Consider the following 24,715-nt stretch of genomic DNA (forward strand, 5'->3'; position numbering starts at 1 on the left):
GCTCAACCCGAGTTTTTCAAACAGGTACTCTGACATTTCAGCTTTTGTAAGCGCCATAGGTTCAATCCCTCAAGGTTGCCTGGAATCGCTCTTTTAATGCTGCAACGCATTTGGCAACGGTCGCAGCAATCTCCTCTTCTTCGAGTGTCCGGCTGGTATCCTGCAAAATCAGGCTAATCGCGAGGCTCTTTTCACCCTCGTTTACGCCCTTACCACGGTACACGTCAAACAAGTTTACGCCAACTACCTGATTTACGCCAACTTTCTTACACTCCGCGATGATATCTGCTGCGGGCACATTTTCAGCCACTACCACAGCGATGTCACGGCGGTTTGCCGGGAAGCGTGAGATCTCGCGCGCGTCAGGCAGGACGCGGTCTGCGACCTTATTCCAAAGCAGTTCAAACACTAAGGTGCGGCCGTTAAGATCCAGCTTACGTTCCAGCTCCGGATGAACCACCCCGATAAATCCGATTCGTTCGCCGGCTAAATAAATGCCTGCACTCTGTCCCGGATGCAGCGCCGGATTGGCTTCTGCACGGAACGCAATCGCGTCGAGTTTACCGGTCAAATCCAGCAGCGACTCTAAATCGCCTTTCAAATCATAGAAGTCAACCGTCTGGCGCGCCAGATCCCAGTGCTCTTCGTAGCGGTTACCGCTCAGCACGCCCGCCAGCATAAGATCCTGACGGATGCCGAGATCGGCCTGCGTATCAGGCACAAAGCGTAAACCGCTCTCAAACAGGCGCACGCGGCTCTGCTGACGGTTCTGGTTATACACCACGGCGCCGAGCAGACCGGTCCACAGCGACAGGCGCATCGCCGACATATCGCTGGAAATCGGGCTGGGCAGAATCAGCGCTTCTTCGCCCGGATGCAGCAGCTGCTGCACTTTCGGATCGACAAAGCTGTAGGTAATCGCTTCCTGATAGCCTTTATCCACCAGCAGGTTTTTGGCACGCTTCAGCGACAGATCGGCTTCACGGTGCTGGGTCATCAGCAGGCTGGCTTTCACCGGCACATCCGGAATGTTGTTGTAGCCGTATACGCGCGCCACTTCTTCGACCAGGTCTTCTTCGATGGCCATATCGAAGCGCCAGCTCGGGGCGACGGCCTGCCATTCGCCGTTGCCGACGGTGACGTCACAGCCGAGACGGGTCAGGATATCGGTCACCTGCTCATCCGCAATGACGTGGCCAATCAGGCGGTCCAGCTTCTCACGGCGCAGCGTAATGGTAGCGCGCGCCGGCAGTTTGCTGGCATCGGTCTGATCGATAACCGGTCCGGCTTCGCCGCCGCAAATCGCCAGCAGCAGCTGAGTGGCGCGCTCCAGCGCCTTATGCTGCAGCGCTGGATCGACACCGCGCTCGTAGCGGTGGGAAGCATCGGTATGCAGACCATGACGACGCGCACGACCGGTGATCGCCAGCGGATCGAAGAACGCGCACTCAAACAGCACGTTCTGCGTCGCTTCGTTGACGCCGGAGTGCTCACCGCCGAAGATGCCACCCATCGCCAGCGCTTTGTGGTGATCAGCAATCACCAGCGTATCGCTGTGGAGGGTCGCTTCGCTGCCGTCGAGCAGCGTCAGGGTTTCCCCCTCTTTCGCCATGCGCACCACGATACCGCCGTCAATGCGGTCGAGATCGAAGGCGTGCATCGGCTGACCGAGCTCCAGCAGCACGTAGTTAGTGATATCCACCACCGGATCGATCGAACGGATACCGCAGCGGCGCAGTTTTTCGCGCATCCACAGCGGCGTTTCAGCTTTCACGTTTACGCCTTTTACCACGCGGCCCAGGTAGCGCGGACAGGCATCGGTGGCGTCAACGCGAATCGGGAAGGTGTCGCTAATGGTGGCTTTAACCGGCTCGATGACCGGCGCCTGCAGCGGCAGGCCATTAATCACCGCCACGTCACGCGCGATACCGATGATGCCCAGACAGTCGGCACGGTTTGGCGTCACGCTGATTTCGATGGTGTTGTCATCCAGCTGCAGGTACTGGCGAATATCGGTGCCCACCGGCGCATCGGCTGGCAGCTCGATAATACCGTTGTGATCGTCAGAAATCCCCAGCTCGGAGAACGAGCACAGCATGCCTTCTGACGGCTCACCGCGCAGTTTTGCCGCTTTGATTTTGAAATCGCCTGGCAGCACGGCACCAACAGTCGCCACCGCCACTTTCAGGCCCTGACGGCAGTTTGGCGCGCCGCAGACGATATCCAGCAGGCGATCGCCACCGACGTTGATTTTGGTGACGCGCAATTTGTCGGCGTTCGGGTGCTGGCCGCACTCCACCACTTCACCCACCACGACGCCATGAAACGCCCCTGCCACCGGGTCGACGCCGTCGACTTCCAGACCGGCCATGGTGATTTGCTCAGACAGCGCGGCGCTGTCCAGGGCTGGATTTACCCATTCGCGTAACCAGAGTTCACTGAATTTCATTGGATAACCTGCCCTTATTTAAATTGTTTGAGGAAACGTAAATCGTTTTCGAAGAAGGCGCGCAGATCGGTCACACCGTAGCGCAGCATGGTCAGACGCTCCATGCCCATCCCGAAGGCGAAGCCGGAGTAGATTTCCGGATCGATGCCCACGTTGCGCAGTACGTTTGGATGCACCATGCCGCAGCCCAGCACTTCCAGCCATTTACCGTTTTTACCCATCACGTCCACTTCCGCTGACGGTTCGGTGAACGGGAAATAGGACGGGCGGAAGCGAATCTGCAGGTTCTCTTCGAAGAAGTTGTTCAGGAAGTCATGCAGCGTGCCTTTCAGATTGGTGAAGCTGATGTCTTTATCGACAATCAGACCTTCCATCTGATGGAACATCGGGGTGTGCGTCTGATCGTAATCGTTACGGTAAACGCGGCCCGGCGCGATGATACGAATCGGCGGCTGCTGATTTTTCATGGTGCGGATCTGCACGCCGGAGGTCTGGGTGCGCAGCAGGCGCGTGGCATCGAACCAGAAGGTGTCGTGATCGGCGCGCGCCGGGTGATGGCCCGGAATATTCAGCGCATCAAAGTTGTGATAATCGTCTTCAATTTCCGGACCGGTCGCCACCGCGAAACCCAACTCGCCGAAAAAGGTTTCGATACGATCGATGGTGCGGGTCACCGGATGCAGACCGCCGTTCTCGATACGGCGTCCCGGCAGCGATACGTCAATAGTCTCTGCCGCCAGGCGGGCATTCAGTGCCGCGCTTTCCAGCGTATCTTTACGCGCGTTGAGACGGTCCTGTACCTGCTGTTTGGCATCGTTGATGACCGCACCGGCCGCCGGGCGCTCTTCCGCCGGCAGTTCACGCAGGGTGGTCATTTGCAGCGTCAGGTGCCCTTTTTTACCCAGAAATTCGACGCGCACGGCGTCCAGGGCGGCGATATCCGACGCCTCGTCGATGGCGGCCGTGGCACGGGCCACCAGGTCTGCGAGTTGGGACATGATTTCCTCTTCTTCCAGCCGGGCTGGTCAGTTCTCGTTGGGATCGTGCGATCCGATTAAGTGTCGCCGGAAACAAAAAAGCCTCCACGAGGGAGGCTTTCAGCGCGATTTTTCGTTTCTTTTCTTATGCGCAAAAGCCCCTGACGATCAGGCGCTAAAGTAAAAAAAGAAACGGAAAATAGCAGCGTGCATGCTTGCGTTACCTTGTCTTGATAGAAACCGCACTATTGAAATGCCCTGCGGCTAAAATGTCAATCATTTGCGTGGGTTGCAGGCAATAAAAAAGGGAGCAAGCTCCCTTTTTTACCTGACTTACGCCAGAGCTGATTTTGCTTTTTCAACCAGTGCAGTGAATGCCACTTTGTCGAATACAGCGATGTCAGCGAGGATTTTACGGTCGATTTCAATGGACGCTTTTTTCAGGCCATTGATGAAACGGCTGTAAGAGATACCGTTCTGACGCGCCGCAGCGTTGATACGTGCGATCCACAGCTGACGGAACTGACGCTTACGCTGACGACGGTCGCGGTAAGCATACTGACCAGCTTTGATAACAGCCTGGAAGGCAACGCGGTAAACACGTGAACGTGCACCATAGTAGCCTTTAGCTTGTTTTAAGATTTTCTTGTGACGTGCGCGAGCAATTACACCACGTTTTACGCGAGCCATGTGAGCTCTCCTATATCATATTCTGTGATTTCCCCATCATCTCTCGTGCCGCAGTGGCGTTGGCTGCCTTCATTCATCCCAGTCACTTACTGATGTAAGCTCCAGGATTCATTCCGTTGCCGCCTGACTGCAACCCGAAATCTATCGGGGAATTAAAAAAGGGTTAACTTATGCGTACGGCAGGCAGGCAACAACCAGACCCAGATCGCCTTTAGACACCATGCCTTTTGGACGCAGGTGACGTTTACGCTTAGTAGACTTTTTAGTCAGAATATGACGCAGGTTTGCGTGCTTACGCTTGAAGCCGCCAGAAGCGGTCTTCTTGAAGCGCTTTGCGGCGCCACGTACAGTTTTAATCTTTGGCATTTTTACAAATATCCACTTCGCATTGTTAATAAAATGAACCAGACAGGCGAATAAAAATCCGCGCAGCGCGAACGCTACGCGGCATTATTACTTGAAAGCCTACTGTTTCTTCTTAGGTGCGAGCACCATAATCATCTGGCGGCCTTCGATCTTCGTCGGGAAGGATTCGACCACTGCCAGTTCATTCAGATCTTCTTTCACGCGGTTAAGCACTTCCATACCGATCTGTTGGTGCGCCATCTCACGACCACGGAAACGCAGCGTGATTTTGGCTTTATCGCCCTCTTCCAGAAAACGAATCAGGCTGCGGAGTTTTACCTGATAGTCGCCTTCATCGGTACCAGGACGGAATTTGATTTCCTTAACCTGGATAACTTTTTGCTTCTTCTTCTGTTCCTTAGAAGATTTGCTCTTTTCATAAAGGAACTTGCCGTAATCCATAATGCGGCAAACCGGCGGTTCGGCGTTCGGGCTAATTTCAACTAAATCTACGCCAGCTTCTTCTGCTTTCTCAATCGCTTCGCGCAGTGAGACAATGCCAAGTTGCTCGCCGTCTACGCCAGTTAAGCGCACTTCGGTGGCACGGATTTCGCCGTTGATACGGTTCGGACGCGTCGGTTGTACTCGTTTTCCGCCTTTAATAACCTTATTCCTCTAATTGGTGAAGATGTCGGCTGCGAATCTCTTGTTGCAGCTTCTCAACAAACACATCTACGTCCATGCTCCCGAGGTCTTTACCACGGCGGGTGCGCACGGCAACCTTGCCTGCTTCCACCTCTTTCTCACCGCAGACCAGCATGTAAGGGACGCGACGTAATGTGTGCTCGCGGATTTTAAAGCCTATCTTCTCGTTTCTCAAGTCTGCTTTGACACGAATGCCAGCATTCTGCAATTTCTTCGTCAATTCACTGACATATTCTGCCTGGCCGTCGGTGATATTCATCACCACTGCCTGTACCGGCGCCAGCCAGCTCGGGAAGAAACCGGCGAACTCTTCGGTCAGAATCCCGATGAAGCGCTCCATCGAACCCAGAATCGCACGGTGAATCATCACTGGCGTCTGACGATCGTTGGTTTCGCCCACGTAGGTGGCGTCCAGACGTTTCGGCAGGGAGAAGTCTAGCTGAACGGTGCCGCACTGCCAGGCGCGGTCGAGACAATCGTGCAGCGTAAACTCAATTTTCGGGCCGTAGAAGGCGCCTTCACCCGGCTGATATTCGAACGGAATGTTGTTCTCTTTCAGCGCTTCGGCGAGGTCCACTTCGGCACGATCCCACATCTCATCGCTGCCAATGCGCTTCTCAGGGCGCGTCGACAGTTTCACCACGATTTTTTCAAAACCGAAGGTGCTGTACATGTCATAGACCATGCGGATGCAGCTGTTCACTTCATCACGCACCTGATCTTCAGTACAGAAGATGTGGGCGTCATCCTGGGTAAAGCCGCGCACGCGCATCAGACCGTGCAACGCACCTGACGGTTCGTTACGGTGACAGCTACCGAACTCCGCCATACGCAGCGGCAGGTCGCGGTACGATTTCAGACCCTGGTTAAAGATCTGCACGTGACCCGGACAGTTCATCGGTTTGATGCAGTATTCACGGTTCTCTGAAGAGGTGGTGAACATCGCTTCTTTGTAGTTGTCCCAGTGCCCGGTTTTTTCCCACAGCACGCGGTCCATCATGAACGGACCTTTCACTTCCTGGTAGTCGTACTCTTTCAGCTTGGTGCGCACAAACACTTCCAGCTCGCGGAAGATGGTCCAGCCGTCATTGTGCCAGAATACCATACCCGGTGCTTCTTCCTGCATATGGTAGAGATCGAGCTGCTTACCGATTTTACGGTGATCGCGCTTCGCGGCCTCTTCCAGGCGCTGCAGATACGCCGCCAGCTGTTTCTTGTCTGCCCAGGCCGTACCGTAAATACGCTGCAGCATTTTGTTGTCGCTGTTGCCGCGCCAGTAGGCTCCGGAGATTTTCTGCAGTTTAAAATGATGGCAGAAACGCATATTCGGCACGTGCGGACCGCGGCACATGTCAATGTATTCTTCATGGTGATACAGGCCAGGACGATCGTCATGGCTGATGTTTTCGTCGAGAATAGTGGTTTTGTAGCTTTCGCCCCGCGCGGCAAACACGTCACGCGCTTCCTGCCAGCTCACCTTCTTCTTCACAACGTCGTAATTGGTCTCAGCCAGCTGGTGCATGCGCTTTTCCAGCAGCTCAAGATCTTCCTGGGTCAGCGTATGGTCGAGATCGACATCATAATAGAAGCCGTTATCGATAACCGGACCGATGGCCATTTTGGTATTCGGCCACAGCTGTTTGATCGCATGCCCTAACAGGTGCGCACAGGAGTGACGAATAATTTCCAGACCGGCTTCATCTTTCGCGGTGATGATAGCGACCTGCGCATCGCTGGTGATCGGATCAACCGCATCCACCAGTTCGCCATTGACGCGACCGGCAATGCAGGCTTTCGCCAGACCCGGACCGATATCCAGCGCAATGTCCATCACGCTGACCGGACGGTCAAATACGCGCTGGCTGCCATCAGGAAGAGTAATTACTGGCATTTCATATCCTTAATTGCAGTGGTAAGCCACACGAAAGCCTACATGCAACACTGAGTTTTGTTTAGTTAACCTGGCGCGATGTCAGACCCACACTGTCGGAATGACGCCAGGCGCGTAAAGCGGCAACGATGATAACAGCTTTCCGCAGTGAGCAAAACCCGCGAAGAAATGCGCTAAGCCAAAGAGAGATCAAAAAAAACCGCCGCGCGGCACAGGCCGGGCGACGGTGTAACAATGCGCTCTGGTTTACATCGCGTAAGAGAGCTGGACCGTGGTTTTGGTGTCGGTACGGTCTGGCGCAGATTCTGGCGGATTGTTATTCCAGGTGACGTTGTAGCCCAGTTTCAGCGCGAAGTGGTCGTTGATCGCCACCTGCAGTGCGGTTTCGGAGTTCAGCGTGGTGTCTTCACCAAAGCTGCTCAGCACTGACACACCCTGGATGAATTTGGTGGTGTCAGTCAGCTGCCACTGATAGCTCAGCGCGCCGTAGCCCAGTGCTTTGGTTTCGTGGCCGCCATCGTGGAAGTCATCGTAACGTACACCCGGACCAAATTCAGCACGCAGCGAGTGCACCGGACCGTTGAGGATCTGACGACCGTAACCGGCGGTCAGGACATCGCGTGAATCATAACCGTTCAGGCGGTCGCTCAGCCAGCTCGCCTGACCGAACAGGTAGTCAGCGCTGTTGAGGTTATAACGGCTACGGCCACCGATGTTATAGGTTTCCGACGAGCGCTCATCGTTGGATGAGGTATTCGCGGCGTTACCCCACAGGCTGTACGCCGTTGAGGTCTGATACCAGGTCATGCTGGTTGACGCGGTCAGCGATGAGCTGGTGGTGTTACCGGTCTGTGCCAGGTAACCGGCTGACGCGGTGCCTTCAAACGGTTTTTTTGCCGTAGAAGGGTCATCCATTGAGGTGAAGACAGCGTTATCTGCAAAGGCCTGGTGACAAAATGCTCCGGCGGAGAGCAACAAAACAGCGGACAGCTTATTGAAGGCTTTCATTAAAAGGTAACCCGTACGACAGTTGAAAAAGAGATGAGTCTGGAGAATTTTCCCGGGCAATCAATGCAATTTACGGTAAGTTTTGTAAAAAAGTATGAAAGCACCAGAATCGCCAGGTTTTGCGCTGGCACCGCTTGTGGATTGGGAATCTTCCCATTTCCGGCGCGCATTATAGGCGGCAAATAACCAAATAACAGCTTAAATGCTACAAGAATTTTCTGCCGACCCTGACAGGACTTTACGCTGTGCGCCGCCGGGCGATTGTGCAGAATTCGCTCTATCGCAGGCGCTGGTCTACGCTGAAATCTGTTCGATAACAATGAGGTGAAAAGATGAGCGATCATGATCTCAAGCGTTACGTTGTCACCTTCCGTTATCAGGAAAGGGGTCTTGGCGATCTGCAGGCGCTGAATAGCGCGATGGTTAACGGCGGTTACAGCACCACGTTACACGATGCGGACGGCCATCCGCACGAGCTGGGCACCAACAGCTTTGGCATTGTCAGTGCGCTGGAGGAGCAGGCGCTGGCGGAACACGCCGCCGGGCTGGCGGCAGTGGCGCTCGATCAGCAGCCGGACGCTGACGTCACCACGCTGGAGGCGTTTCTCAAAACGCAAGCCTGACGCAATCCGCAAATTGCGCATTGCCGCTGGAGTTGTGCAAGTTTTGCGCGTTACAATCGACCTTACGCAGCGAATAAAGAGGATTACCCGATGTGGTCAGCCATTAGTCGTCTGTTAAGCGAGTACGCCGGCGATGCCGAAATCACGGAACGTCATGAGTTGCCCGGTGGCGATATTCATCCGGCGTGGCGCCTGCGCTACGGTGAGCTGGAGGTGTTCGTCAAATGCAATACGCGCGACATGCTGACGCTGTTCAGCTGGGAAGCCGACCAGCTTGATCTGCTGGCGCGTACCCACACGGTGCGCGTGCCGAAGGTCTACGGCGTCGGTAACGATCGTGACACCAGCTTTCTGCTGCTGGAATACATTCCCCCGCAGCCACTCGACGCCCAAAGCGCATTCCAGCTCGGCCAGCAGCTGGCCCATCTGCACCAGTGGAGCGAGCAACCGCAGTTTGGTCTCGACTTCGACAACAACATTACCACCACGCCGCAACCCAACAGCTGGTTACGCAAATGGTCGGTATTTTTCGCCGAACAGCGCATCGGCTGGCAGTTGCAGCTGGCGGCGGAGAAAGGCGTGCACTACGGTGACATGGAGCTGATCGTGGATTGCGTGCAGCGCAGCCTCGCTAATCACCATCCGCAACCGTCGTTATTGCATGGTGATTTGTGGCCAGCCAACTGCGCCGGCAGCGCCAGCGGCCCGTGGCTGTTCGATCCCGCCTGCTACTGGGGCGATCGCGAATGCGACCTGGCGATGCTCAGCTATTACGCCGATCTGCCGCGCCAGATTTACGAAGGGTATCATGCGGTGTGGCCGCTGCCGGAAGGCTTCTCGCAGCGTCAGCCGGTGTATCAGCTCTACTATCTGCTCAACCGCGCCAACGTCTTTGGCGGCAACTGGGCCGGCGAAGCGCAGTTCGCTATCGGCCAGTTGCTGGAGGAGGATGCGCTGGGCCAGCGCCAGGTCAGACCGGCCTGACGTCTTACAGCATGCCGAGCAGTTTCAACACGAAGTAACCGGCCACGGCGATGATCACCGGCAGAATATACAGCGGAAAAATCTGCAGCAAAATGGTGTGGCGCGGCACATGGATTTTCTCTTCCAGCTGCGCCCGCGTGCGCCCTTCGCTGCCCTTCGCCTGTTCCAGGATCATCTGGTCTTCAATGCCTTCTTTGATATGGCGCGCCTGACGCCACATGCGTGCGCCCGAGGCCTGCAAAGCGATGCCCACGAATATCAGGATATAGATCAGCCAGAAGCCAATATTGGCCCCACCGTTGAACTCCGGTACCGGCGAATTGTTCCAGAACACATTGAGAAACGGCGTGTTGAACTTAATCATATCCACCATCACATGCACGAAGTCGAGCATCACGGCGTCAATGCCGGGCTGCTTTTCGCTGTGTTTAAACATGAAGCCTAAGATGGAGATAAGGGTGGATAACAGCGCCGGAATAAAAATCACCCAGCCAGCCACTCGCTTGAGGATGGCGATGCGGCCAGCCTGTTGATACGTCATGGTGTCTTCCCTTCACAAACAGTAGTTTTGCCCTAAGTCTACCTGCACTACAGCAAATTTTCCTGAAAAATGCGTAACCTGCCGTAAGTCGGTTTTCGCCGCCGCCCATGTTAAGGTAGGGCAAACTGTCAATGGAGCTGTTGTATGACCTATCGTCGCCCTGTGCTGGCCGCTATTTTTGATATGGATGGCTTACTGATTGATTCTGAACCGCTATGGGATCGCGCCGAGCTGGAGGTGTTTGCCAGCCTGAATGTGGATATTAGCCGCCGCCACGAGCTGCCGGATACGCTCGGCCTGCGCATCGATCAAACCGTGCGCATGTGGTACGAAGCGCTGCCGTGGAACGGGCCGGATCAGGCCGAAGTCACTCAGCGCATTATTGCCCGCGCGCTGGCGCTGGTCGAAGAGACGCGGCCGCTGTTGCCTGGCGTAGAGCAGGCGCTGCAGCTGTGTCAGCAACAGGGACTGGCGATTGCGCTGGCCTCGGCGTCTCCGCTGGCGATGCTGGAACGCGTGCTGGAGATGTTCAATCTGCGTCACTACTTTAGCGCCCTCGCCTCGGCTGAAGCGCTGCCTTACAGCAAACCGCATCCACAGGTGTATCTGGATGCTGCGGCAAAGCTCGGGGTTGATCCGCTCAACTGCGTGGCGCTGGAAGACTCGTTCAACGGCATGATCGCCAGCAAAGCCGCGCGCATGCGTTCCATTGTGGTGCCTGCCGCCGAACATCGCCACGATGCGCGCTGGGCACTGGCCAATGTGCAACTGGAAAACCTGACGCAGCTGCAGGCGGAACATCTGTTTAACTGATCGGTGTGCATCGCGCGTTACGCCTGGCGGATGTTTCGCCCGGTTGCAGGTGCAAAAGTAAGCCAGACCGTTAATTTCCCGCGCTTTTTTCAGGCGCGGGTCAGCAAAAAATTCACTCTTCGTTACAGCGTCACCGTTCTCATTTACTGGATAAATCCCTATACTGGATGCATCGACAGTTTTTGCAGCCAGGTTCCATCATGACGGCCGAAGGCCATATCATTTTTGCCATCGCCAGTGCGATATTTGCCAAACGCGCCGAACTGACGCCGGTGATGGCCAGTGCCGACTGGTGGCATCTGGTGCCGGCTGCGCTGCTGACTTGCCTGCTGCCGGATATCGATCACCCTAAATCGGTGCTGGGCCAGCGGCTAAAATGGCTGTCGCAGCCGATAGCCCGCGCTTTTGGCCATCGCGGCTTTACCCATAGCCTGCTGGCGGTGGCGGTCAGCCTGTGGCTGTTTCAGATTAACGTGCCGGCTGACTGGTTCCTGCCAGCGGATGTCCTGCAGGGCATGACGCTCGGCTATCTGAGCCACATTGTCGCCGATATGCTGACGCCCGCCGGCGTGCCGCTGCTGTGGCCGTGCCGCTGGCGCTTTCGCCTGCCTATCCTCAACAGCCAGCAAGGCAACCAGCTGGAGCGCGCGCTGTGCCTCGCACTCGTAGGTTATGCGCTGTGGTTTCCGCCCGGTATGCCGTCGTTTGGCGCTAACGGCTGGCCGGAGCAGCTGTTCAACAACCTGCAGAACGGCATTGGCCGGCTGGTGAACGGCAGTACGCGCTGAAGTGTTTTTCCTTCTGCCAGCGATTGCTGAAATAATCGCCTTAAATTCCATTTAGTTATAACCCAGACGATTTAGATATATTGTTCCCGCAGGGCCAACTGGTACCATGCCGCGACAGTTACAGAGGATCCCTCTGCTATTTACGGTTACGCGGCGCGATCGCGTGGCGACCTTCAGGAGTTAACAATGAATATTCCTCTGATCATCAATATCGTGGCATTTGTCGCGCTGCTGATTGCGTTAAACCGCGTCGGCAACCAGAGCTGGAGCCTGTCGAAGCGTGTGCTGACCGGCCTGGTGCTGGGGGTGATCTTTGGCCTGGCACTGCAGGCCATTTATGGCGAAAACAGCCCGGTGGTGAAAGAGTCGATTGGCTGGTTCAACATCGTCGGCAACGGCTATGTTCAGCTGCTGCAGATGATTGTCATGCCACTGGTGTTTGCCTCGATCCTCAGTGCGGTGGCGCGGCTGCATAACGCCTCGTCGCTGGGCAAAATCAGCGTGCTGACCATCGGCGTGCTGCTGTTTACCACCGCCATTTCCGCACTGGTGGGCGTGCTGGTGACCGGCCTGTTCCACCTCAGCGCCGAGGGACTGGTACAGGGCGCGCAGGAAACCGCGCGTCTGAGCGCCATCCAGAGCAACTACGTTGGTAAAGTCGCGGATCTCAGTACGCCGCAGCTGCTGCTCTCCTTTATCCCGAAAAACCCGTTTGCCGATCTGGCCGGTGCCAATCCAACGTCGATCATCAGCGTAGTGATTTTCGCTGCTTTCCTCGGCGTGGCGGCGCTGCAGCTGCTGAAAGATGACAAAGCCAAAGGCGAGCGCGTGCTGGTGGCGATTGATACCCTGCAATCCTGGGTGATGAAGCTGGTCCGTCTGATCATGAAGCTGACACCTTACGGCGTGCTGGCGCTGATGACCAAAGTGGTTGCCGGTTCCAACCTCCAGGACATCATCAAGCTGGGCGGCTTTGTGGTGGCCTCGTATCTCGGCCTCGCGATCATGTTTGGCGTTCACGCGCTGCTGCTGTCAATCAACGGTATCAACCCGCTGCGCTTCTTCCGTAAAGTCTGGCCGGTGATTACCTTTGCCTTCACCAGCCGTTCCAGCGCCGCCAGTATTCCGCTGAACGTGGAGACACAGACGCGTCGTTTGGGCGTTCCGGAATCCATCGCCAGCTTCTCGGCCTCATTTGGCGCGACCATTGGCCAGAACGGCTGTGCCGGCCTCTATCCCACCATGCTGGCGGTGATGGTAGCGCCGACCGTGGGCATCAACCCGTTTGACCCGGTATGGATCGCCACGCTGGTCGGTATTGTCACGCTGAGCTCAGCCGGTGTGGCGGGCGTCGGTGGCGGCGCGACCTTTGCCGCGCTGATCGTCCTGCCGGCGATGGGGCTGCCGGTCACGCTGGTGGCATTGCTGATCTCCATCGAACCGCTGATTGATATGGGCCGTACCGCGCTCAACGTTAACGGCTCGATGACCGCCGGTTCACTGACCAGCCGCTGGCTGGGTATGACCGACAAAAAAGTGCTGGAGAGCGACGAACACGCGGAACTGGCGCACCGCTAATTACCCGTTTTCCCGTAACGGCAGGCCGCAAAGCCTGCCGTTTTTTTTGCCGTTTTCTGCACTTTTTTCCGCAATCGTGGCGCTAACGTCAGGAAAGCGTTAAGCATGGTAAACGGAGGCAAAATCGACGGTTTTTTGCTTGAGTTTGCGCGCTGAAAGGCGAATGCTGCGGGGAGTTACCGCAGGAGAACCCCCATGAGAAACGTTATCGCCTCAATGCTGGCGTTAACCCTGATAGCGCCAACTGTAAGTTTTGCTCATCCGTATGGCTGGGGTCCGGGACCCGGCCCGCACTGGGGTGGTCCGGGACCCCGCTGGGGCCATCCCGGACCGCTGCGTTTTCTGCCGGAGGCCGCGACCGCCGTGCTGATTGGCGGACTGACCTACTACCTGCTGAACGGTAGCTACTACCAGCGGCAGGGCGACACCTACGTGGTGGTCCAGCCACCGGATGGCCCACCGGCCAGCGCCATGCGCGTTCTGGATTACAACGGCAAACGCTATTACGTGCAGGATGGTCACTACTATCAGCGCGAGATCAGCGGCAGCTACATTGAGGTGCCGCGGCCGTATGGGCTGTAAGCGCACAAAGAAAAACGGCCCGTCTGAGACGGGCCGTTTGTTATTCTGCTGCCGTTACTGCGCGGCTTGCGGATCGGTATCGTAATCCTTACAGCTCTGGAAGCCGTAGTTCATGACGCGACCAGTGTCGTTATAGCTCACAAAGTAAGTCTGCTGTTTGCCATCACGCTCACCAATCACGTAGGTCTGGCAGGTACCCCGTGCGTGAACCATGGTGATCTCGGTTGACGCCGGTCCGGCAATCTGGCGCACCTGTTCACGCGTCATGCCTTTTTTCACATCCTTCACCACAGGCTTAGTCACGTAGCTTTCCGCACGATCGTAAGTTGTACAACCAGACAGGGCTGCCAGCGTCATAGCGGCAGCGATACATCCCAGCACTTTATTCATCTTGTTGTTCCTCATACTTTGTCCATGTCCCACTAAGCCTGGAACATAATTCCAGATTTATCAACTCAATGGCGGTGCTTTCGGTCAGTTCTGAAGCGTCAGGATTACGTAAAGATGCTGTGTTGCCGTCACCGGCTCCGTATAATCGCGGCGCAAGATACATCTTAAAGCCAAAAATAACACAGAGGATCAATGACACCTGCACCCCCTAACCGGCTGGTTTATGCCATCACGCTCGGCCTGCTCGCCGCGCTCGGGCCGCTTTGTATCGATCTCTATCTGCCTGCCCTGCCTGAACTGGCGCGCGACCTCGGTACCGAAACCGCCACCGCCCAGCTAAGTCTGACCGCCGGTCTGCTGGGGCTGGGCGCCGGACAGCTGCTGTTTGGTCCGATGAGCGATAAGTTTGGCCGTATTCGTCCGCTGCTGCTGTCGCTGGCGCTGCTGTTCATCGCCTCAATTGGCTGTGCGCTGGCGAAGGATATTCACGCTCTGCTGGTGGCGCGCCTGTTTGAAGGGCTGGCCGGTGCCGGCGGCGCGGTGCTGTCGCGTGCCATTGCCCGCGATATGTATAGCGGCCATGAGCTGACGCGCTTTTTTGCCCTGCTGATGCTGGTGAATGGCCTGGCGCCGATTGGTGCGCCGGTGCTGGGCGGTGCGCTGATGACAGTGCTGAACTGGCGCGGCATCTTTGTAGTGCTGGCCGCGATTGCCGTGCTGCTGATTCTGCTGGCGCGCTGGAAGCTGCGCGAAACCCTGCCGGCCGAACGCCGTAGCCAGGGATCGATCTTCTCCGCCTGGGCGGCGCTCGGCCAGGTCATCACCCACCGGCCGTTTATGGGCTTCTGCCTGACGCAGGGCTTCATGATGTCCGGCATGTTTGCTTATATCGGCGCCTCGCCGTTTGTACTGCAGCAGATTTACGGCCTGTCACCGCAGGCGTTCAGCTTGTGCTTTGCGGCGAACGGTATTGGCCTGGTGATTGCTTCCCAGACCAGCGCCCGGCTCTGTCCGCTGTGGGGCGAATATCGCGTGCTGAAGGGCGGCCTGACGCTGGCGTTTGTCGCCTCCAGCTGCCTGCTACTGGCCGGCGTGAGCGGCGCGCCGCTGCCGCTGGTGCTGGTGGCGCTGTTCTTCACCATCGCCAGTAACGGCGTGATCGCCACCACCGCGTCATCGCTGGCGATGCAGAGCCAGGGCCACCGCGCCGGCAGCGCCTCGGCGGTGATCGGCGTTGCGATGTTCTCGCTCGGCGCGCTCAGCGTACCGATCACCGGCCTTGGCGGCACCTCGGTCATCAGCATGACGGCCACCATCTTTGGCTGCTTTATGCTGGCCATCGTGATGTTCATGCTGCTGGCGCAGAAACCAAAAAGCGCCTGAATTGCCAACAGAAACACCGGACAACAAGCCGTTCGGCTTGTTGTTTTTCTGCGGAGGCGTTAGCTTTAGCACATGATTCGCATTGTGCCGTCAGGCTACCGACTTGAGGAGAGGTTCATGTCACTGCAGCAGGAAATCATTCAGGCCCTGGGTGTTAAACCGGTTATCGACCCGCAGCAGGAGATCCGCGTCAGCGTCGATTTTCTGAAGTCCTATCTGAAAGCCCATCCGTTTATCAAAACCCTGGTGCTCGGCATCAGCGGCGGTCAGGACTCAACGCTGACCGGCAAGCTGGCGCAGACTGCTATCACTGAACTGCGTGAAGAGACCGGCGATCACGACTACAGCTTTATCGCCGTGCGCCTGCCGTATGGCGTGCAGGCTGACGAGCAGGATTGTCAGGATGCGCTGGCATTTATCCAGCCGGATCGCACGCTGGTGGTCAACATCAAAGAAGCGGTACTGGCCAGCGAGCGCGCACTGCAGGAGGCGGGCATTGCCCTGTCGGATTTTGTGCGCGGTAACGAGAAAGCGCGCGAACGCATGAAAGCCCAGTACAGCATTGCCGGCATGACCAAAGGCGTCGTGGTCGGCACCGATCACGCCGCAGAAGCCGTGACCGGCTTCTTTACCAAGTACGGCGACGGCGGCAGCGACATCAACCCGATTTTCCGCCTCAACAAAGGCCAGGGCAAACAGCTGCTGAAAGCGCTCGGCTGCCCGGAACACCTCTATCTCAAACACCCCACCGCCGATCTGGAGGACGATCGTCCCGGTCTGCAGGATGAAGTGGCGCTGGGCGTAACCTATCAGCAGATTGATGATTTCCTCGAAGGCAAAACCATCGACGCCGACGCGGCGAAAATCATTGAAGGCTGGTATACCAAAACCGAGCATAAACGTCGTCCGCCGATCACCGTGTTCGACGACTTCTGGAAGAAGTAATCCCTGCGGCTTCCCGCTCCCCCGGCGGGAAGCCAGCCTCTTCACCTCCCCGCTGGCGAGAAATCGCGCACGCTGATATACTGTATGCACAACCAGTAAGCGGAGCGTTCTTTGGTCAGACGAGCAAACCGCCATCGCCTCGAATTTGATGCGGCGGCTATCTATCAATATCCCGAACATCTGCGTCAGTGGCTGGAAGGCTTGCCTAATCAGCCAGGCGTTTACACTTTCCACGGTGATAACGACAACCTGCCGCTGTACATCGGCAAGAGTATCAACCTGCGCAGCCGGGTGATGGCCCATTTTCGCACGGCGGATGAAGCCAGCATGCTGCGCCAGGCGCGCCGCGTCAGCTGGATCCCCACCGCCGGGGACGTGGGCGCACAGCTGCTCGAAGCGCAGATGATCAAAACACAGCAGCCGCTGTTCAATAAGCGCCTGCGCAAAAACCGCCAGCTGTGCTCGCTGCAGCTGGGCGATGGCGCACCGCAGGTGGTGTACGCACGCGATCTCGATTTCTCCTCCTCGCCTGACCTGTACGGGTTATTCCGCAGCCGCTTTGCCGCGTTAGAGAAGCTGAAAAGCCTCGCCGATGAGCTGCGCCTGTGTCACGGCCTGCTGGGATTAGAGCGCCTGCAGCCGGGGCGCGGCTGTTTCCGCGCGGCGCTTAAACGCTGTGCCGGTGCCTGCTGCGGGGCGGAACCGCTGGCGGCGCATCAGCAGCGCCTGCTGGCAGGGCTGGAGCAGCTGCGCGTGGTATGCTGGCCGTGGCAGGGCCCGGTGGGTATGGTGGAGCGCGGGACGGAGATGACGCAGATTCACGTCATCGATCACTGGTTCTGGCTGGGATCGGTCAGCAGTGAGCAGGAAGCGCGTCAGCTGCAGCGTGCGCGTCACGGCTTCGACCATGACGGCTACAAAATTCTCTGCCGACCGCTGCTGTCCGGCGTTTATCCGCTGATTGAGCTGTAACGCAAAACCGCCGACGCTGCCCAAAGCAGCGTGTGCAATGGACAACGTCGGCGGTCTCAAACCGGTGAGCTAAACGGCTTATTCGCCATCAGCCGGCGGTGGCGGCATTTTACCGTCATGCGGGCCTTTTTCTGTCAGACGTTCCTCAAAGTTGGCGTTGTACTGCTTCTTCTGGTCTGGCGTCAGCACGTTATAGATCTTGTTCTGGGTTTCCAGCATCTTCAGCGCATGCTCTTTCGCATTGGCGCTCATTTTGTCTGCCTGCGCTTCTGCTTTGGCACGGTCAAAGGTGTCGGATGCGATGATGCTGTGGTTAGCACGACGCTCTTCCAGCGATGGGCGCTTCATGTCCTTATGGCTGTCACGCAGGATGTCGCGAATCTGGGTTTTCTGCGCGTCGGTCAGGTTGAGGTCTTTGAACATCATGTCCATGCCGTGGTGGCGCATCGGCTTGTGCATCGGTTTTTCACTGCCCGCTGGCGGCGGCGTCAGGTTGTCAGCCGCAGCATGGACGATATTGGCGGCGCCGAAAGCCATTGCGGTAGCCAGAAACAGGGAGGTCAGTTTACGCATAATATTGTCCTTACTTTTCAGTTTAATGACGACAGCCTGTGTCGCGTCTTCGGAAACAAGCATACGACGCTGAACGTCAACTACTCAGAGGCTGAGTAAAGCCCTGCAAGCATAAAAGACAGATATCGGGCAATCATGGAGAGATTGCGAAGAAATGCGTGAGGAATTGCAAAAGAGTATGACGATCAAGGGGAAAGCGCAGGAATTAAGGAGGAGTGTAATGGCTTTGTCGGTTTTGCGGAAGGGAAAATGTCGTTAATTTGCTCACCCGTGACCTCTCCCGTCACAGGGAGAGGAGGGATTGCCGGGTAAAGCTTTCGATTACAACTCCAGCGCCTGGGTCTGCTCACTCTCCTCCACCAGCATCAGCCCGGCGCGCAGGCCCGGTGCCACGTTGGGATTGGGGAACAGCACATATTCACGCGCCTGCTGCACGTAATAGCGCCGCTCACCCTCTTCCGCCAGCAGCGTGCCCTGCGGGAAAGCCGTGAAGTTGAGAGTTTCCGGGCCCATGTGCAGAACAAACTGCTCGCCGTGCCGGGTGATTTGCTGTGCCACGCGATAATGGCGCGGCGTCTCGCGCACCGGCGGCAGCGCCTCACCGTACAGCAGCGCCGCCAGCGCACGCTGCACACCGCTGAACTGCGTGAGATCGTTCTCGCCAAACGGCAGCGCCTTTCCCAGCTCCAGCGTACAACTGGCTGCCGCGTAGTGTTCACAGCTGAAGTGGGTGAAGGTGCCGCCCGGCGCACGGTGAAACACCAGCGCTTCCAGTTCGGCCGCTGCCAGCCAGTGTAAAAAATCTGCTGGCCACGGCTGGCTGTTGAGCGGCATCACGCCAAAGCGCGTATGCCACGAACCGCGAATCGCGGTGTGCAAATCGAGATGCCAGCGAATTTCGTGATCGAGGCACTCGCACCAGAAGTTTTCCAGCGCCTGCTCCAGCTGGAGCGCGCGCTGCGCCTCCGGCACGTCGGCCACCTGTTGCCAGCGGCCACCGAACAGCCGGTTGATATCATAATGCTGGTAGCGTTTGCCGCTGCGCAGCGCCGCCGGGTTGCCGAGGATCACCAGCAGGCGCACGGCCAGCGGTTTTTCCCCCTGCAGCAGCGGCGTCAGCAACAGATTGAGGATCTCCACCGGGGCGGTCTCGTTGCCGTGAATCCCGGCGGAGAGAACCAGCGCCTGCTGCGTAGGCGTATGCGGTGTCAGGGATAGTATGCCCTCATCATGCCACTGCCAGTGCAGGTGGGCGTTACTGCCCTGCCGCTGTGCGGGCGGCCTGCCTGACAAGGTTTGCTGTAAAAAGTCCTGCATGTTCACTCCTTTCTGACACAGGGGGCAACATATTTGCCCCCGGCGTTAACGCTGAAACGCGTAGACACTGCCTAAGTCTAGCAGCTGTGTCAGCTCGTCCAGCGCGCTTCGCCCTTCGCTCAGCAGCTGCGGATCGGCCAGATCGGCCTGCGTCAGGCGGTCGCGATAGTGACGATCCACCCAGTCATTCAGACGCGTAAACAGGCGATCGTTCATCAGCACGGCCGGATTGACGGCCTGACGCTCCGCCTCGGTTAACACCACGCGCAGACGCAGGCAGGCCGGTCCGCCGCCGTTGCACATGCTCTCACGCAGATCAAACACCTGCAGCGCGCGAATCGGGCCGCCGCTCTCCACCAGCTCGCTCAGGTAGCGCCACACGCCGGGATGCTGGCGCGACTCTTCCGGCAGCACCAGCCGCATGCCGCCGTCCGGATGCTGTAGCAGCTGGCTGTTAAACAGATAGGTGTTCACCGCATCGGCCACTGACACGCGATCGCGCGGCACCACAACCGGCTGGAAGCCCGGCACCTGATCCGCCAGCTGTTGCAGCAGCTGGGGCTGGTCGACAAACGCCTCTTCGTGGCAGAAAAACACCTGCTGATTGCTGACGGCGATTACGTCGTTGTGGAATACCCCCTGATCGATCACCGCCGGATTTTGCTGCGCGAACAGCGTGCGCGCGTCATCCAGCTGATGCAGTCTCGCCACCGCCGCGCTGGCTTCACGCGTCTGGCGCGCCGGATAGCGCACCGGTGCGCTGCCCTGCTGCTGGCCGTCACGACCGTAGACAAACAGCTGCACGCCGGGCGCGCCATAGTCAGCGCCGAAGCGGTTATGGTTGGCTGCGCCTTCGTCACCAAACAGTGCCACCTGCGGCAGCGCGTCGTGCACGCTGAAGTGGCGGCCATCGCGGAAGATGGCGCGCAACAGGTCGGCGGTTTCCGGCGCTTCGATCGCCCGGTGGAACTTATTGTTGAGGTTGGCTACGGTAAAATGCACTTTGCCGTCGGCGCTGTCGGCCGATGGCGAAACCGTGGCCGCATTGGCCACCCACATCGCCGACGCCGAACTGGCCGCTGACAGCAGCTGCGGTGCCTGCTGCGCCGCTTTGGCCAGCACCTGCGCATCGCTGCCGCTGAATCCCAGCTGGCGCAGCAGCGGCAGATTAGGCCGCTCGTGCGGAGGGATAACGCCCTGCACATAGCCCATGTCGGCCAGCGCCTTCATTTTCAGCAGCCCCTGTTTGGCCGCCAGCCGCGGATTGGAGGGCTGCAGCTGATTGCGCGTGGAGGCTTCGTTGCCAAACGACAGGCCAGCGTAGTGGTGCGTCAGGCCGACCAGACCATCAAAGTTTGCTTCAAACGCCTTCATGATGTCGCTCCTGAAGCAGCAAAATCGAGCCCTGGCGACAGGCTGCCTGGCAGCGCCAGGCTGCTGCTCTCCAGCGAGGCCATCGGCCAGGCGCAGTAATCCGCCGCGTACCAGGCGCTGGCACGGTGGTTACCGGAGGCGCCCACGCCGCCAAACGGTGCCGAACTGGCGGCGCCGGTCAGCGGTTTATTCCAGTTCACGATGCCGGCGCGCGCTTCCAGCAGCAGCTGATCAAACTGGTCACGCTGCGGTGACACCAGCCCGCACGACAATCCGTAGCGCGTGTCGTTGGCGAGGCCAATCGCCTGCGCGTAATGGTCGTAGCGAATGACCTGCAGCAGCGGTCCGAACACCTCTTCGTCAGGCAGTCCGGCGACGCCGGTCATGTCGATGATGCCGGGCGTAATAATCGCGCTGTCGCGATCCGGCCAGCGCATCGCCAGCAGCACCTTGCCACCCAGCGCAACCCGCTGCTGCCAGGCAGCGAAGATCTGCCCGGCGGCGGCGGGCGAAATCACGCTGCCCATAAACGGCTGCGGTTCGGCGTCCCACGCTGCGGGTTTGAGGCGCGCACTCACCTCGACCAGACGCTGCAGGAAGGCATCGCCTGCCGCACCGCGTTTCACCAGCAAACGACGCGCGCAGGTGCAGCGCTGGCCGGCGGTAATGAACGCCGACTGAATGGCGATATGCACCGCGCCATCAATGTCGGCCGGATCTTCCACAATCAGCGCATTGTTGCCGCCCATCTCCAGCGCCAGCATTTTCTCCGGCTGTCCGGCGAACTGGCGATGCAGGTGATAGCCGGTAGCCGCGCTACCGGTAAACAGCAGGCCGTCAATCTGCTCCGCCTGCGCCAGCGCCTGGCCGGTATCACGCCCGCCCTGTAACAGCGCCAGCGTACCCGCCGGCAGGCCCGCTTCCTGCCACAGCTGCACGGTTTTCTCTGCGGTGGCGGGGGTCAGTTCGCTCGGTTTAAACAACACGCAGTTGCCCGCCAGCAGCGCCGGTACAATATGTCCGTTTGGCAGATGGCCGGGGAAGTTATACGGGCCGAACACCGCCAGCACGCCGTGCGGCCGGTGGCGCAGTGAACTCTCACCTTCGGCCTGTTCGCCGGTGCGCGTGTGATAAGCCTTAACCGAAATGGCCACTTTATTGATCATCGCCTGCACTTCGGTCAGCGTTTCCCAGCGCGGTTTGCCGGTCTCACGTGCAATGATCGCCGCCAGCTCGGTTTTATCCCGCTCCAGCAGACGGGCAAAATCCTCTACCCGCGCCTGGCGGGCAGCAAACGGCAGACGTGCCCATGCCGGGAACGCCGCGCGAGCCGCCTCACAGGCCGCCGCCACCTGCGCCGCAGAAGCAGCGTTGCCCTGCCATAAGATCTCGCCGCTCACCGGATTGTGTTTACTCAGCGTCTCTGCGCTGCCCGGCTGCCAATCACCGTTGATAAAATGCGTCATGCGTTATTCTCCTCGCGACCCAGGGTAACCACCCGCAGCGAATCGGCATAGTCGCAGCGCAGCGCGGTGCGCTGCTGCTGATTAATCAGAACCTGTCCGGATGCGACATCGACCGGCAGCAGCGCCACGCGAAACTGCTGATAGTCGCAGTTCGCCACCAGACACAGCGGCCAGTGCGCCTCGGCTTCGCCTTCGCTGGCGGTCAGCACTTTGCTCTTGCGGATGGCGCGGATGCGGTCGATCTCACACTCCAGCGTCGGGCCGCCGTCAAAGATGTCGATATAGTTGAGATAGCGGAAACCCTCGGCTTCCAGCACCGCGCGCGCCGGCGCGGTTTTCGGGTGGACTTCGCCAATCACCTGCTGTGCCGCTTCCGACAGATAGTGGATATACAGCGGATGCTTGGGCATCAGTTCTGCGATAAAGGCTTTTTGCCCGGTGCCGCTGAGAAAATCGGCCTGACGAAACTCCATGGAGAAGAAACGGCTGCCCACGCTGTCCCAGAACGGCGAATGTCCCTGCTCGTCGCTGACGCCGCGCATCTCCGCGACCACGTGCTTCATGAAGCGCTCGCGGAAATTCGCCATAAACAGAAAGCGCGACTTGGACAGCAGATGGCCGTTTTTACCGTCGCGATAGTCAGGATCAAGGAACAGCGTGCACAGTTCGCTGCTGCCGGTGTGATCGTTACTCAGCGACAGCGTCGGCAAACTGGCGTAAACGTTCAGCTCTTTCGAGGCGTGCACCTGGGTACCGACGCGGAAGTTGTACCAGGGATCCTGCAAACCCACCGCCACTTCAATGGCGCAGATGCCAACCGCGCGATTGTCACTGCTGTCCGCCAGCACAAACACGTAGCCCTGTTCAGCGCGCGGCAGCGCGTCCTGCCAGGTTTGCAGCGAGCGCTCAATGCGCGCCTTCAGCGTCTCGCTGTCAGCGGGCAGCGAGGTCAGACCGCCGCCGGTTTTCCCCGCCAGCGCCAGCAGCTGCGGCAGATCGTCACGTTCGACGGGGCGAATCACCATCATGATGTGGCTCCTTTGAGCACGCGTGCGCAGGCGCGTTCGAAGCGCGCCAGCCCTTCTTTTACTTCACGCTCGCTGATGTTCAGCGCCGGCGCAAAGCGCACCACGCTGGCACCGGCGATCAGAACCATCACGCCCTCTTCCGCTGCCGTCAGGTTGAACTGTTTGGCTTTACCGGCAAAATCGTCATTCAGTACCGCGCCAATCAGCAGCCCCAGGCCACGAATCTCTTTAAACACCGGCAGCCGCTGGTTGATCTCCTGCAGCGCCGTGACAAACCACTGGTGCCGCTCGGCGACGCCAGCCATAAACTCAGGCTGATTGATCAGCTCCAGCACTTTACCGGCCACCGCACCGGCCAGCGGGTTGCCGCCGTAGGTGGTGCCGTGCGTGCCGACGCCCATCACCTGCGCCAGATCTTCACGCGTCAGCATCGCACCGATGGGGAAGCCGCCGCCCAGCGCCTTGGCGGTGCTCAGCACATCCGGCGTGACGCCGTAATGCATATAGGCATACAGCGAGCCGGTACGGCCGACGCCGCTCTGCACTTCATCAAAAATCAGTAGCGCATGGTGGCGGTCGCACAGTTCGCGCAGTCCGCGCAGGAACGCCGGATCGGCCGGTAATACACCGCCCTCGCCCTGAATCGGCTCGACGATGACCGCGCAGGTCTGGTCATTAATTAAGGCCGACGCCGAGGCCAGATCGTTAAAGGTGGCATGCTGAATGGCTGGCGGTAACGGGGCGAAATCGCGCGAATAGGCGGGCTGTCCGCCGGCTGAAACGGTGAACAGGGTGCGGCCGTGGAAGGCATTGGTGAAGGCGACGATACCGTTTTTTTCGGCACCGAAACGGTCGTGCGCCACTTTACGCGCCAGCTTCAGCGCGGCCTCGTTGGCTTCCGCCCCGGAGTTACAGAAGAACACGCGGTCAGCAAAGGTGGCATCAATCAGCTGCTTCGCCAGGCGCAGAATCGGTTCGTTGGTGTAGCCGTTGCCGGTGTGCCACAGTTTACCGGCCTGCTCGGTCAGCGCCTGCTGCAGCGCGGGATGGGCATGGCCAAGCGCGTTCACCGCGATGCCACCGGCAAAATCGATGTACTCTTTGCCCTGCTGATCCCACAGCGTAGAACCTTCGGCACGCACCGGCACAAAAGCCGCAGGGGCATAAACCGGCATCATCCATTGATCGAAATCGTGACGTGAAACCTGCAGTGACATAGCCATTTCTCCTGCCTCACTTCGGGTGAAGCTTTTGTTTTAAAATTGTTAAAAGTTGCTGAGTTGCAGCTCGACT

General features: G+C 58.4%; 25 protein-coding genes and 1 other annotated feature. Of the genes, 9 read left to right on the forward strand and 16 right to left on the reverse strand.

What is annotated here, in order from left to right; genetic code table 11:
• Window positions 1-61: 61 nt before the first annotated feature.
• The 8 genes from pheT to FT726_RS17505 all read right to left on the reverse strand — a co-directional run bounded on the left by pheT (window position 62) and on the right by FT726_RS17505 (window position 8,065).
• Window positions 62-2,449, reverse strand: coding sequence for a phenylalanine--tRNA ligase subunit beta (gene pheT, locus FT726_RS17470; RefSeq protein ID WP_346303149.1), 2,388 nt, complete (start codon window positions 2,447-2,449; stop codon window positions 62-64).
• Between the two features lie 14 nt (window positions 2,450-2,463).
• A complete protein-coding gene (pheS, locus tag FT726_RS17475; protein ID WP_021506248.1) occupies window positions 2,464-3,447 on the reverse strand; it encodes a phenylalanine--tRNA ligase subunit alpha in 984 nt (327 codons plus the stop codon).
• Window positions 3,448-3,518: 71 nt separating this feature from the next.
• Window positions 3,519-3,644 (reverse strand) — a sequence feature (Phe leader region).
• Window positions 3,595-3,639: a pheST operon leader peptide PheM gene (gene pheM, locus FT726_RS17480; RefSeq protein ID WP_121626058.1), complete on the reverse strand. Its 45-nt coding sequence runs from the start codon at window positions 3,637-3,639 to the stop codon at window positions 3,595-3,597. (Overlaps the previous feature by 45 nt.)
• A gap of 115 nt (window positions 3,645-3,759) precedes the next feature.
• The gene (rplT, locus tag FT726_RS17485; protein WP_010616241.1) at window positions 3,760-4,116 is read right to left on the reverse strand and encodes a 50S ribosomal protein L20; all 357 of its coding nucleotides are present in this window, start codon (window positions 4,114-4,116) and stop codon (window positions 3,760-3,762) included.
• 168 nt (window positions 4,117-4,284) lie between these two features.
• Complete coding sequence (gene rpmI, locus FT726_RS17490; RefSeq protein ID WP_006118955.1) at window positions 4,285-4,482, reverse strand: 50S ribosomal protein L35; 198 nt, start codon at window positions 4,480-4,482, stop codon at window positions 4,285-4,287.
• Window positions 4,483-4,581: 99 nt separating this feature from the next.
• Window positions 4,582-5,124, reverse strand: coding sequence for a translation initiation factor IF-3 (gene infC / locus FT726_RS17495; RefSeq protein ID WP_058757673.1), 543 nt, complete (start codon window positions 5,122-5,124; stop codon window positions 4,582-4,584).
• 4 nt (window positions 5,125-5,128) lie between these two features.
• Window positions 5,129-7,057 carry a threonine--tRNA ligase gene (thrS, locus tag FT726_RS17500; RefSeq protein ID WP_021506250.1) on the reverse strand — a complete coding sequence of 643 codons (1,929 nt, stop codon included), beginning with the start codon at window positions 7,055-7,057 and terminating at the stop codon, window positions 5,129-5,131.
• A gap of 246 nt (window positions 7,058-7,303) precedes the next feature.
• Complete coding sequence (locus FT726_RS17505) at window positions 7,304-8,065, reverse strand: YdiY family protein (protein ID WP_031279185.1); 762 nt, start codon at window positions 8,063-8,065, stop codon at window positions 7,304-7,306.
• 332 nt (window positions 8,066-8,397) lie between these two features.
• Between FT726_RS17505 and ghoS the strand changes: the two genes are divergently transcribed.
• Together ghoS and FT726_RS17515 are read left to right on the forward strand one after the other, a co-directional pair.
• Window positions 8,398-8,688 (forward strand): type V toxin-antitoxin system endoribonuclease antitoxin GhoS, encoded by a 291-nt coding sequence (gene ghoS, locus FT726_RS17510; protein ID WP_215480239.1) that lies wholly within the window; start codon window positions 8,398-8,400, stop codon window positions 8,686-8,688.
• Window positions 8,689-8,778: 90 nt separating this feature from the next.
• Entirely contained in the window at window positions 8,779-9,672 is an 894-nt protein-coding gene (locus FT726_RS17515; RefSeq protein ID WP_058757671.1) for a fructosamine kinase family protein, read from the forward strand.
• A 4-nt stretch (window positions 9,673-9,676) separates the two neighbouring features.
• Here the strand turns inward: FT726_RS17515 and FT726_RS17520 are convergent, their stop codons facing one another.
• The gene (locus tag FT726_RS17520; protein ID WP_021506254.1) at window positions 9,677-10,213 is read right to left on the reverse strand and encodes a YniB family protein; all 537 of its coding nucleotides are present in this window, start codon (window positions 10,211-10,213) and stop codon (window positions 9,677-9,679) included.
• Between the two features lie 144 nt (window positions 10,214-10,357).
• On the opposite strand from FT726_RS17520, the gene hxpB reads away from it, so the two are divergent.
• The 4 genes from hxpB (at window position 10,358) to FT726_RS17540 (ending at window position 13,974) form a co-directional block, all read left to right on the forward strand.
• Window positions 10,358-11,026: a hexitol phosphatase HxpB gene (gene hxpB / locus FT726_RS17525; RefSeq protein WP_058757670.1), complete on the forward strand. Its 669-nt coding sequence runs from the start codon at window positions 10,358-10,360 to the stop codon at window positions 11,024-11,026.
• Window positions 11,027-11,226: 200 nt separating this feature from the next.
• Complete coding sequence (locus FT726_RS17530; protein ID WP_021506256.1) at window positions 11,227-11,814, forward strand: metal-dependent hydrolase; 588 nt, start codon at window positions 11,227-11,229, stop codon at window positions 11,812-11,814.
• Window positions 11,815-12,000: 186 nt separating this feature from the next.
• Entirely contained in the window at window positions 12,001-13,392 is a 1,392-nt protein-coding gene (locus tag FT726_RS17535) for an L-cystine transporter (protein WP_021506257.1), read from the forward strand.
• A 195-nt stretch (window positions 13,393-13,587) separates the two neighbouring features.
• Window positions 13,588-13,974 carry a DUF6515 family protein gene (locus FT726_RS17540; protein WP_031279187.1) on the forward strand — a complete coding sequence of 129 codons (387 nt, stop codon included), beginning with the start codon at window positions 13,588-13,590 and terminating at the stop codon, window positions 13,972-13,974.
• A 54-nt stretch (window positions 13,975-14,028) separates the two neighbouring features.
• Here FT726_RS17540 and osmE read toward each other — a convergent pair whose 3' ends face one another.
• Entirely contained in the window at window positions 14,029-14,364 is a 336-nt protein-coding gene (gene osmE / locus FT726_RS17545; RefSeq protein ID WP_021506259.1) for an osmotically-inducible lipoprotein OsmE, read from the reverse strand.
• Between the two features lie 192 nt (window positions 14,365-14,556).
• On the opposite strand from osmE, the gene FT726_RS17550 reads away from it, so the two are divergent.
• The 3 genes from FT726_RS17550 to cho all read left to right on the forward strand — a co-directional run bounded on the left by FT726_RS17550 (window position 14,557) and on the right by cho (window position 17,664).
• Entirely contained in the window at window positions 14,557-15,747 is a 1,191-nt protein-coding gene (locus FT726_RS17550) for a multidrug effflux MFS transporter (protein WP_288422554.1), read from the forward strand.
• A 117-nt stretch (window positions 15,748-15,864) separates the two neighbouring features.
• On the forward strand, window positions 15,865-16,692 hold the full coding sequence (nadE, locus tag FT726_RS17555) for an ammonia-dependent NAD(+) synthetase (protein ID WP_021506261.1): 828 nt from the start codon (window positions 15,865-15,867) through the stop codon (window positions 16,690-16,692).
• 111 nt (window positions 16,693-16,803) lie between these two features.
• Window positions 16,804-17,664, forward strand: coding sequence for an excinuclease Cho (gene cho / locus FT726_RS17560; RefSeq protein WP_058757668.1), 861 nt, complete (start codon window positions 16,804-16,806; stop codon window positions 17,662-17,664).
• Between the two features lie 78 nt (window positions 17,665-17,742).
• On the opposite strand, the gene spy is transcribed toward cho, so the two are convergent.
• The 6 genes from spy to FT726_RS17590 all read right to left on the reverse strand — a co-directional run bounded on the left by spy (window position 17,743) and on the right by FT726_RS17590 (window position 24,639).
• Complete coding sequence (gene spy, locus FT726_RS17565) at window positions 17,743-18,237, reverse strand: ATP-independent periplasmic protein-refolding chaperone Spy (RefSeq protein ID WP_346303150.1); 495 nt, start codon at window positions 18,235-18,237, stop codon at window positions 17,743-17,745.
• A gap of 321 nt (window positions 18,238-18,558) precedes the next feature.
• Window positions 18,559-19,554: a succinylglutamate desuccinylase gene (astE, locus tag FT726_RS17570; protein WP_058757667.1), complete on the reverse strand. Its 996-nt coding sequence runs from the start codon at window positions 19,552-19,554 to the stop codon at window positions 18,559-18,561.
• 45 nt (window positions 19,555-19,599) lie between these two features.
• Entirely contained in the window at window positions 19,600-20,928 is a 1,329-nt protein-coding gene (gene astB / locus FT726_RS17575) for an N-succinylarginine dihydrolase (RefSeq protein WP_346303151.1), read from the reverse strand.
• Complete coding sequence (gene astD, locus FT726_RS17580) at window positions 20,925-22,394, reverse strand: succinylglutamate-semialdehyde dehydrogenase (RefSeq protein WP_288422550.1); 1,470 nt, start codon at window positions 22,392-22,394, stop codon at window positions 20,925-20,927. The genes astB and astD overlap by 4 nt, the downstream gene beginning before the upstream one ends.
• Window positions 22,391-23,422: an arginine N-succinyltransferase gene (astA, locus tag FT726_RS17585; protein WP_346303152.1), complete on the reverse strand. Its 1,032-nt coding sequence runs from the start codon at window positions 23,420-23,422 to the stop codon at window positions 22,391-22,393. The genes astD and astA overlap by 4 nt, the downstream gene beginning before the upstream one ends.
• Window positions 23,419-24,639, reverse strand: coding sequence for an aspartate aminotransferase family protein (locus tag FT726_RS17590; RefSeq protein WP_282996284.1), 1,221 nt, complete (start codon window positions 24,637-24,639; stop codon window positions 23,419-23,421). Before FT726_RS17590 ends, astA begins: the two co-directional genes overlap by 4 nt.
• Between the last annotated feature and the right edge of the window lie 76 nt (window positions 24,640-24,715).

Origin of the sequence: Pantoea sp. Morm, assembly GCF_016643525.1 — a bacterium.
Classification (GTDB): Bacteria; Pseudomonadota; Gammaproteobacteria; order Enterobacterales; family Enterobacteriaceae; genus Pantoea; species Pantoea dispersa.

Coding starts and splice junctions, on each gene's coding strand:
- astD (WP_288422550.1), bottom strand. CDS start 22,394: ATGACGCATTTTATCAACGGTGATTGGCAGCCGGGCAGCGCAGAGACG.
- pheS (WP_021506248.1), bottom strand. CDS start 3,447: ATGTCCCAACTCGCAGACCTGGTGGCCCGTGCCACGGCCGCCATCGAC.
- FT726_RS17540 (WP_031279187.1), top strand. CDS start 13,588: ATGAGAAACGTTATCGCCTCAATGCTGGCGTTAACCCTGATAGCGCCA.
- hxpB (WP_058757670.1), top strand. CDS start 10,358: ATGACCTATCGTCGCCCTGTGCTGGCCGCTATTTTTGATATGGATGGC.
- FT726_RS17535 (WP_021506257.1), top strand. CDS start 12,001: ATGAATATTCCTCTGATCATCAATATCGTGGCATTTGTCGCGCTGCTG.
- astB (WP_346303151.1), bottom strand. CDS start 20,928: ATGAAGGCGTTTGAAGCAAACTTTGATGGTCTGGTCGGCCTGACGCAC.
- FT726_RS17505 (WP_031279185.1), bottom strand. CDS start 8,065: ATGAAAGCCTTCAATAAGCTGTCCGCTGTTTTGTTGCTCTCCGCCGGA.
- spy (WP_346303150.1), bottom strand. CDS start 18,237: ATGCGTAAACTGACCTCCCTGTTTCTGGCTACCGCAATGGCTTTCGGC.
- pheT (WP_346303149.1), bottom strand. CDS start 2,449: ATGAAATTCAGTGAACTCTGGTTACGCGAATGGGTAAATCCAGCCCTG.
- astA (WP_346303152.1), bottom strand. CDS start 23,422: ATGATGGTGATTCGCCCCGTCGAACGTGACGATCTGCCGCAGCTGCTG.
- rplT (WP_010616241.1), bottom strand. CDS start 4,116: ATGGCTCGCGTAAAACGTGGTGTAATTGCTCGCGCACGTCACAAGAAA.
- FT726_RS17515 (WP_058757671.1), top strand. CDS start 8,779: ATGTGGTCAGCCATTAGTCGTCTGTTAAGCGAGTACGCCGGCGATGCC.
- nadE (WP_021506261.1), top strand. CDS start 15,865: ATGTCACTGCAGCAGGAAATCATTCAGGCCCTGGGTGTTAAACCGGTT.
- astE (WP_058757667.1), bottom strand. CDS start 19,554: ATGCAGGACTTTTTACAGCAAACCTTGTCAGGCAGGCCGCCCGCACAG.
- FT726_RS17520 (WP_021506254.1), bottom strand. CDS start 10,213: ATGACGTATCAACAGGCTGGCCGCATCGCCATCCTCAAGCGAGTGGCT.
- ghoS (WP_215480239.1), top strand. CDS start 8,398: ATGAGCGATCATGATCTCAAGCGTTACGTTGTCACCTTCCGTTATCAG.
- FT726_RS17550 (WP_288422554.1), top strand. CDS start 14,557: ATGACACCTGCACCCCCTAACCGGCTGGTTTATGCCATCACGCTCGGC.
- FT726_RS17530 (WP_021506256.1), top strand. CDS start 11,227: ATGACGGCCGAAGGCCATATCATTTTTGCCATCGCCAGTGCGATATTT.
- thrS (WP_021506250.1), bottom strand. CDS start 7,057: ATGCCAGTAATTACTCTTCCTGATGGCAGCCAGCGCGTATTTGACCGT.
- osmE (WP_021506259.1), bottom strand. CDS start 14,364: ATGAATAAAGTGCTGGGATGTATCGCTGCCGCTATGACGCTGGCAGCC.
- FT726_RS17590 (WP_282996284.1), bottom strand. CDS start 24,639: ATGTCACTGCAGGTTTCACGTCACGATTTCGATCAATGGATGATGCCG.
- rpmI (WP_006118955.1), bottom strand. CDS start 4,482: ATGCCAAAGATTAAAACTGTACGTGGCGCCGCAAAGCGCTTCAAGAAG.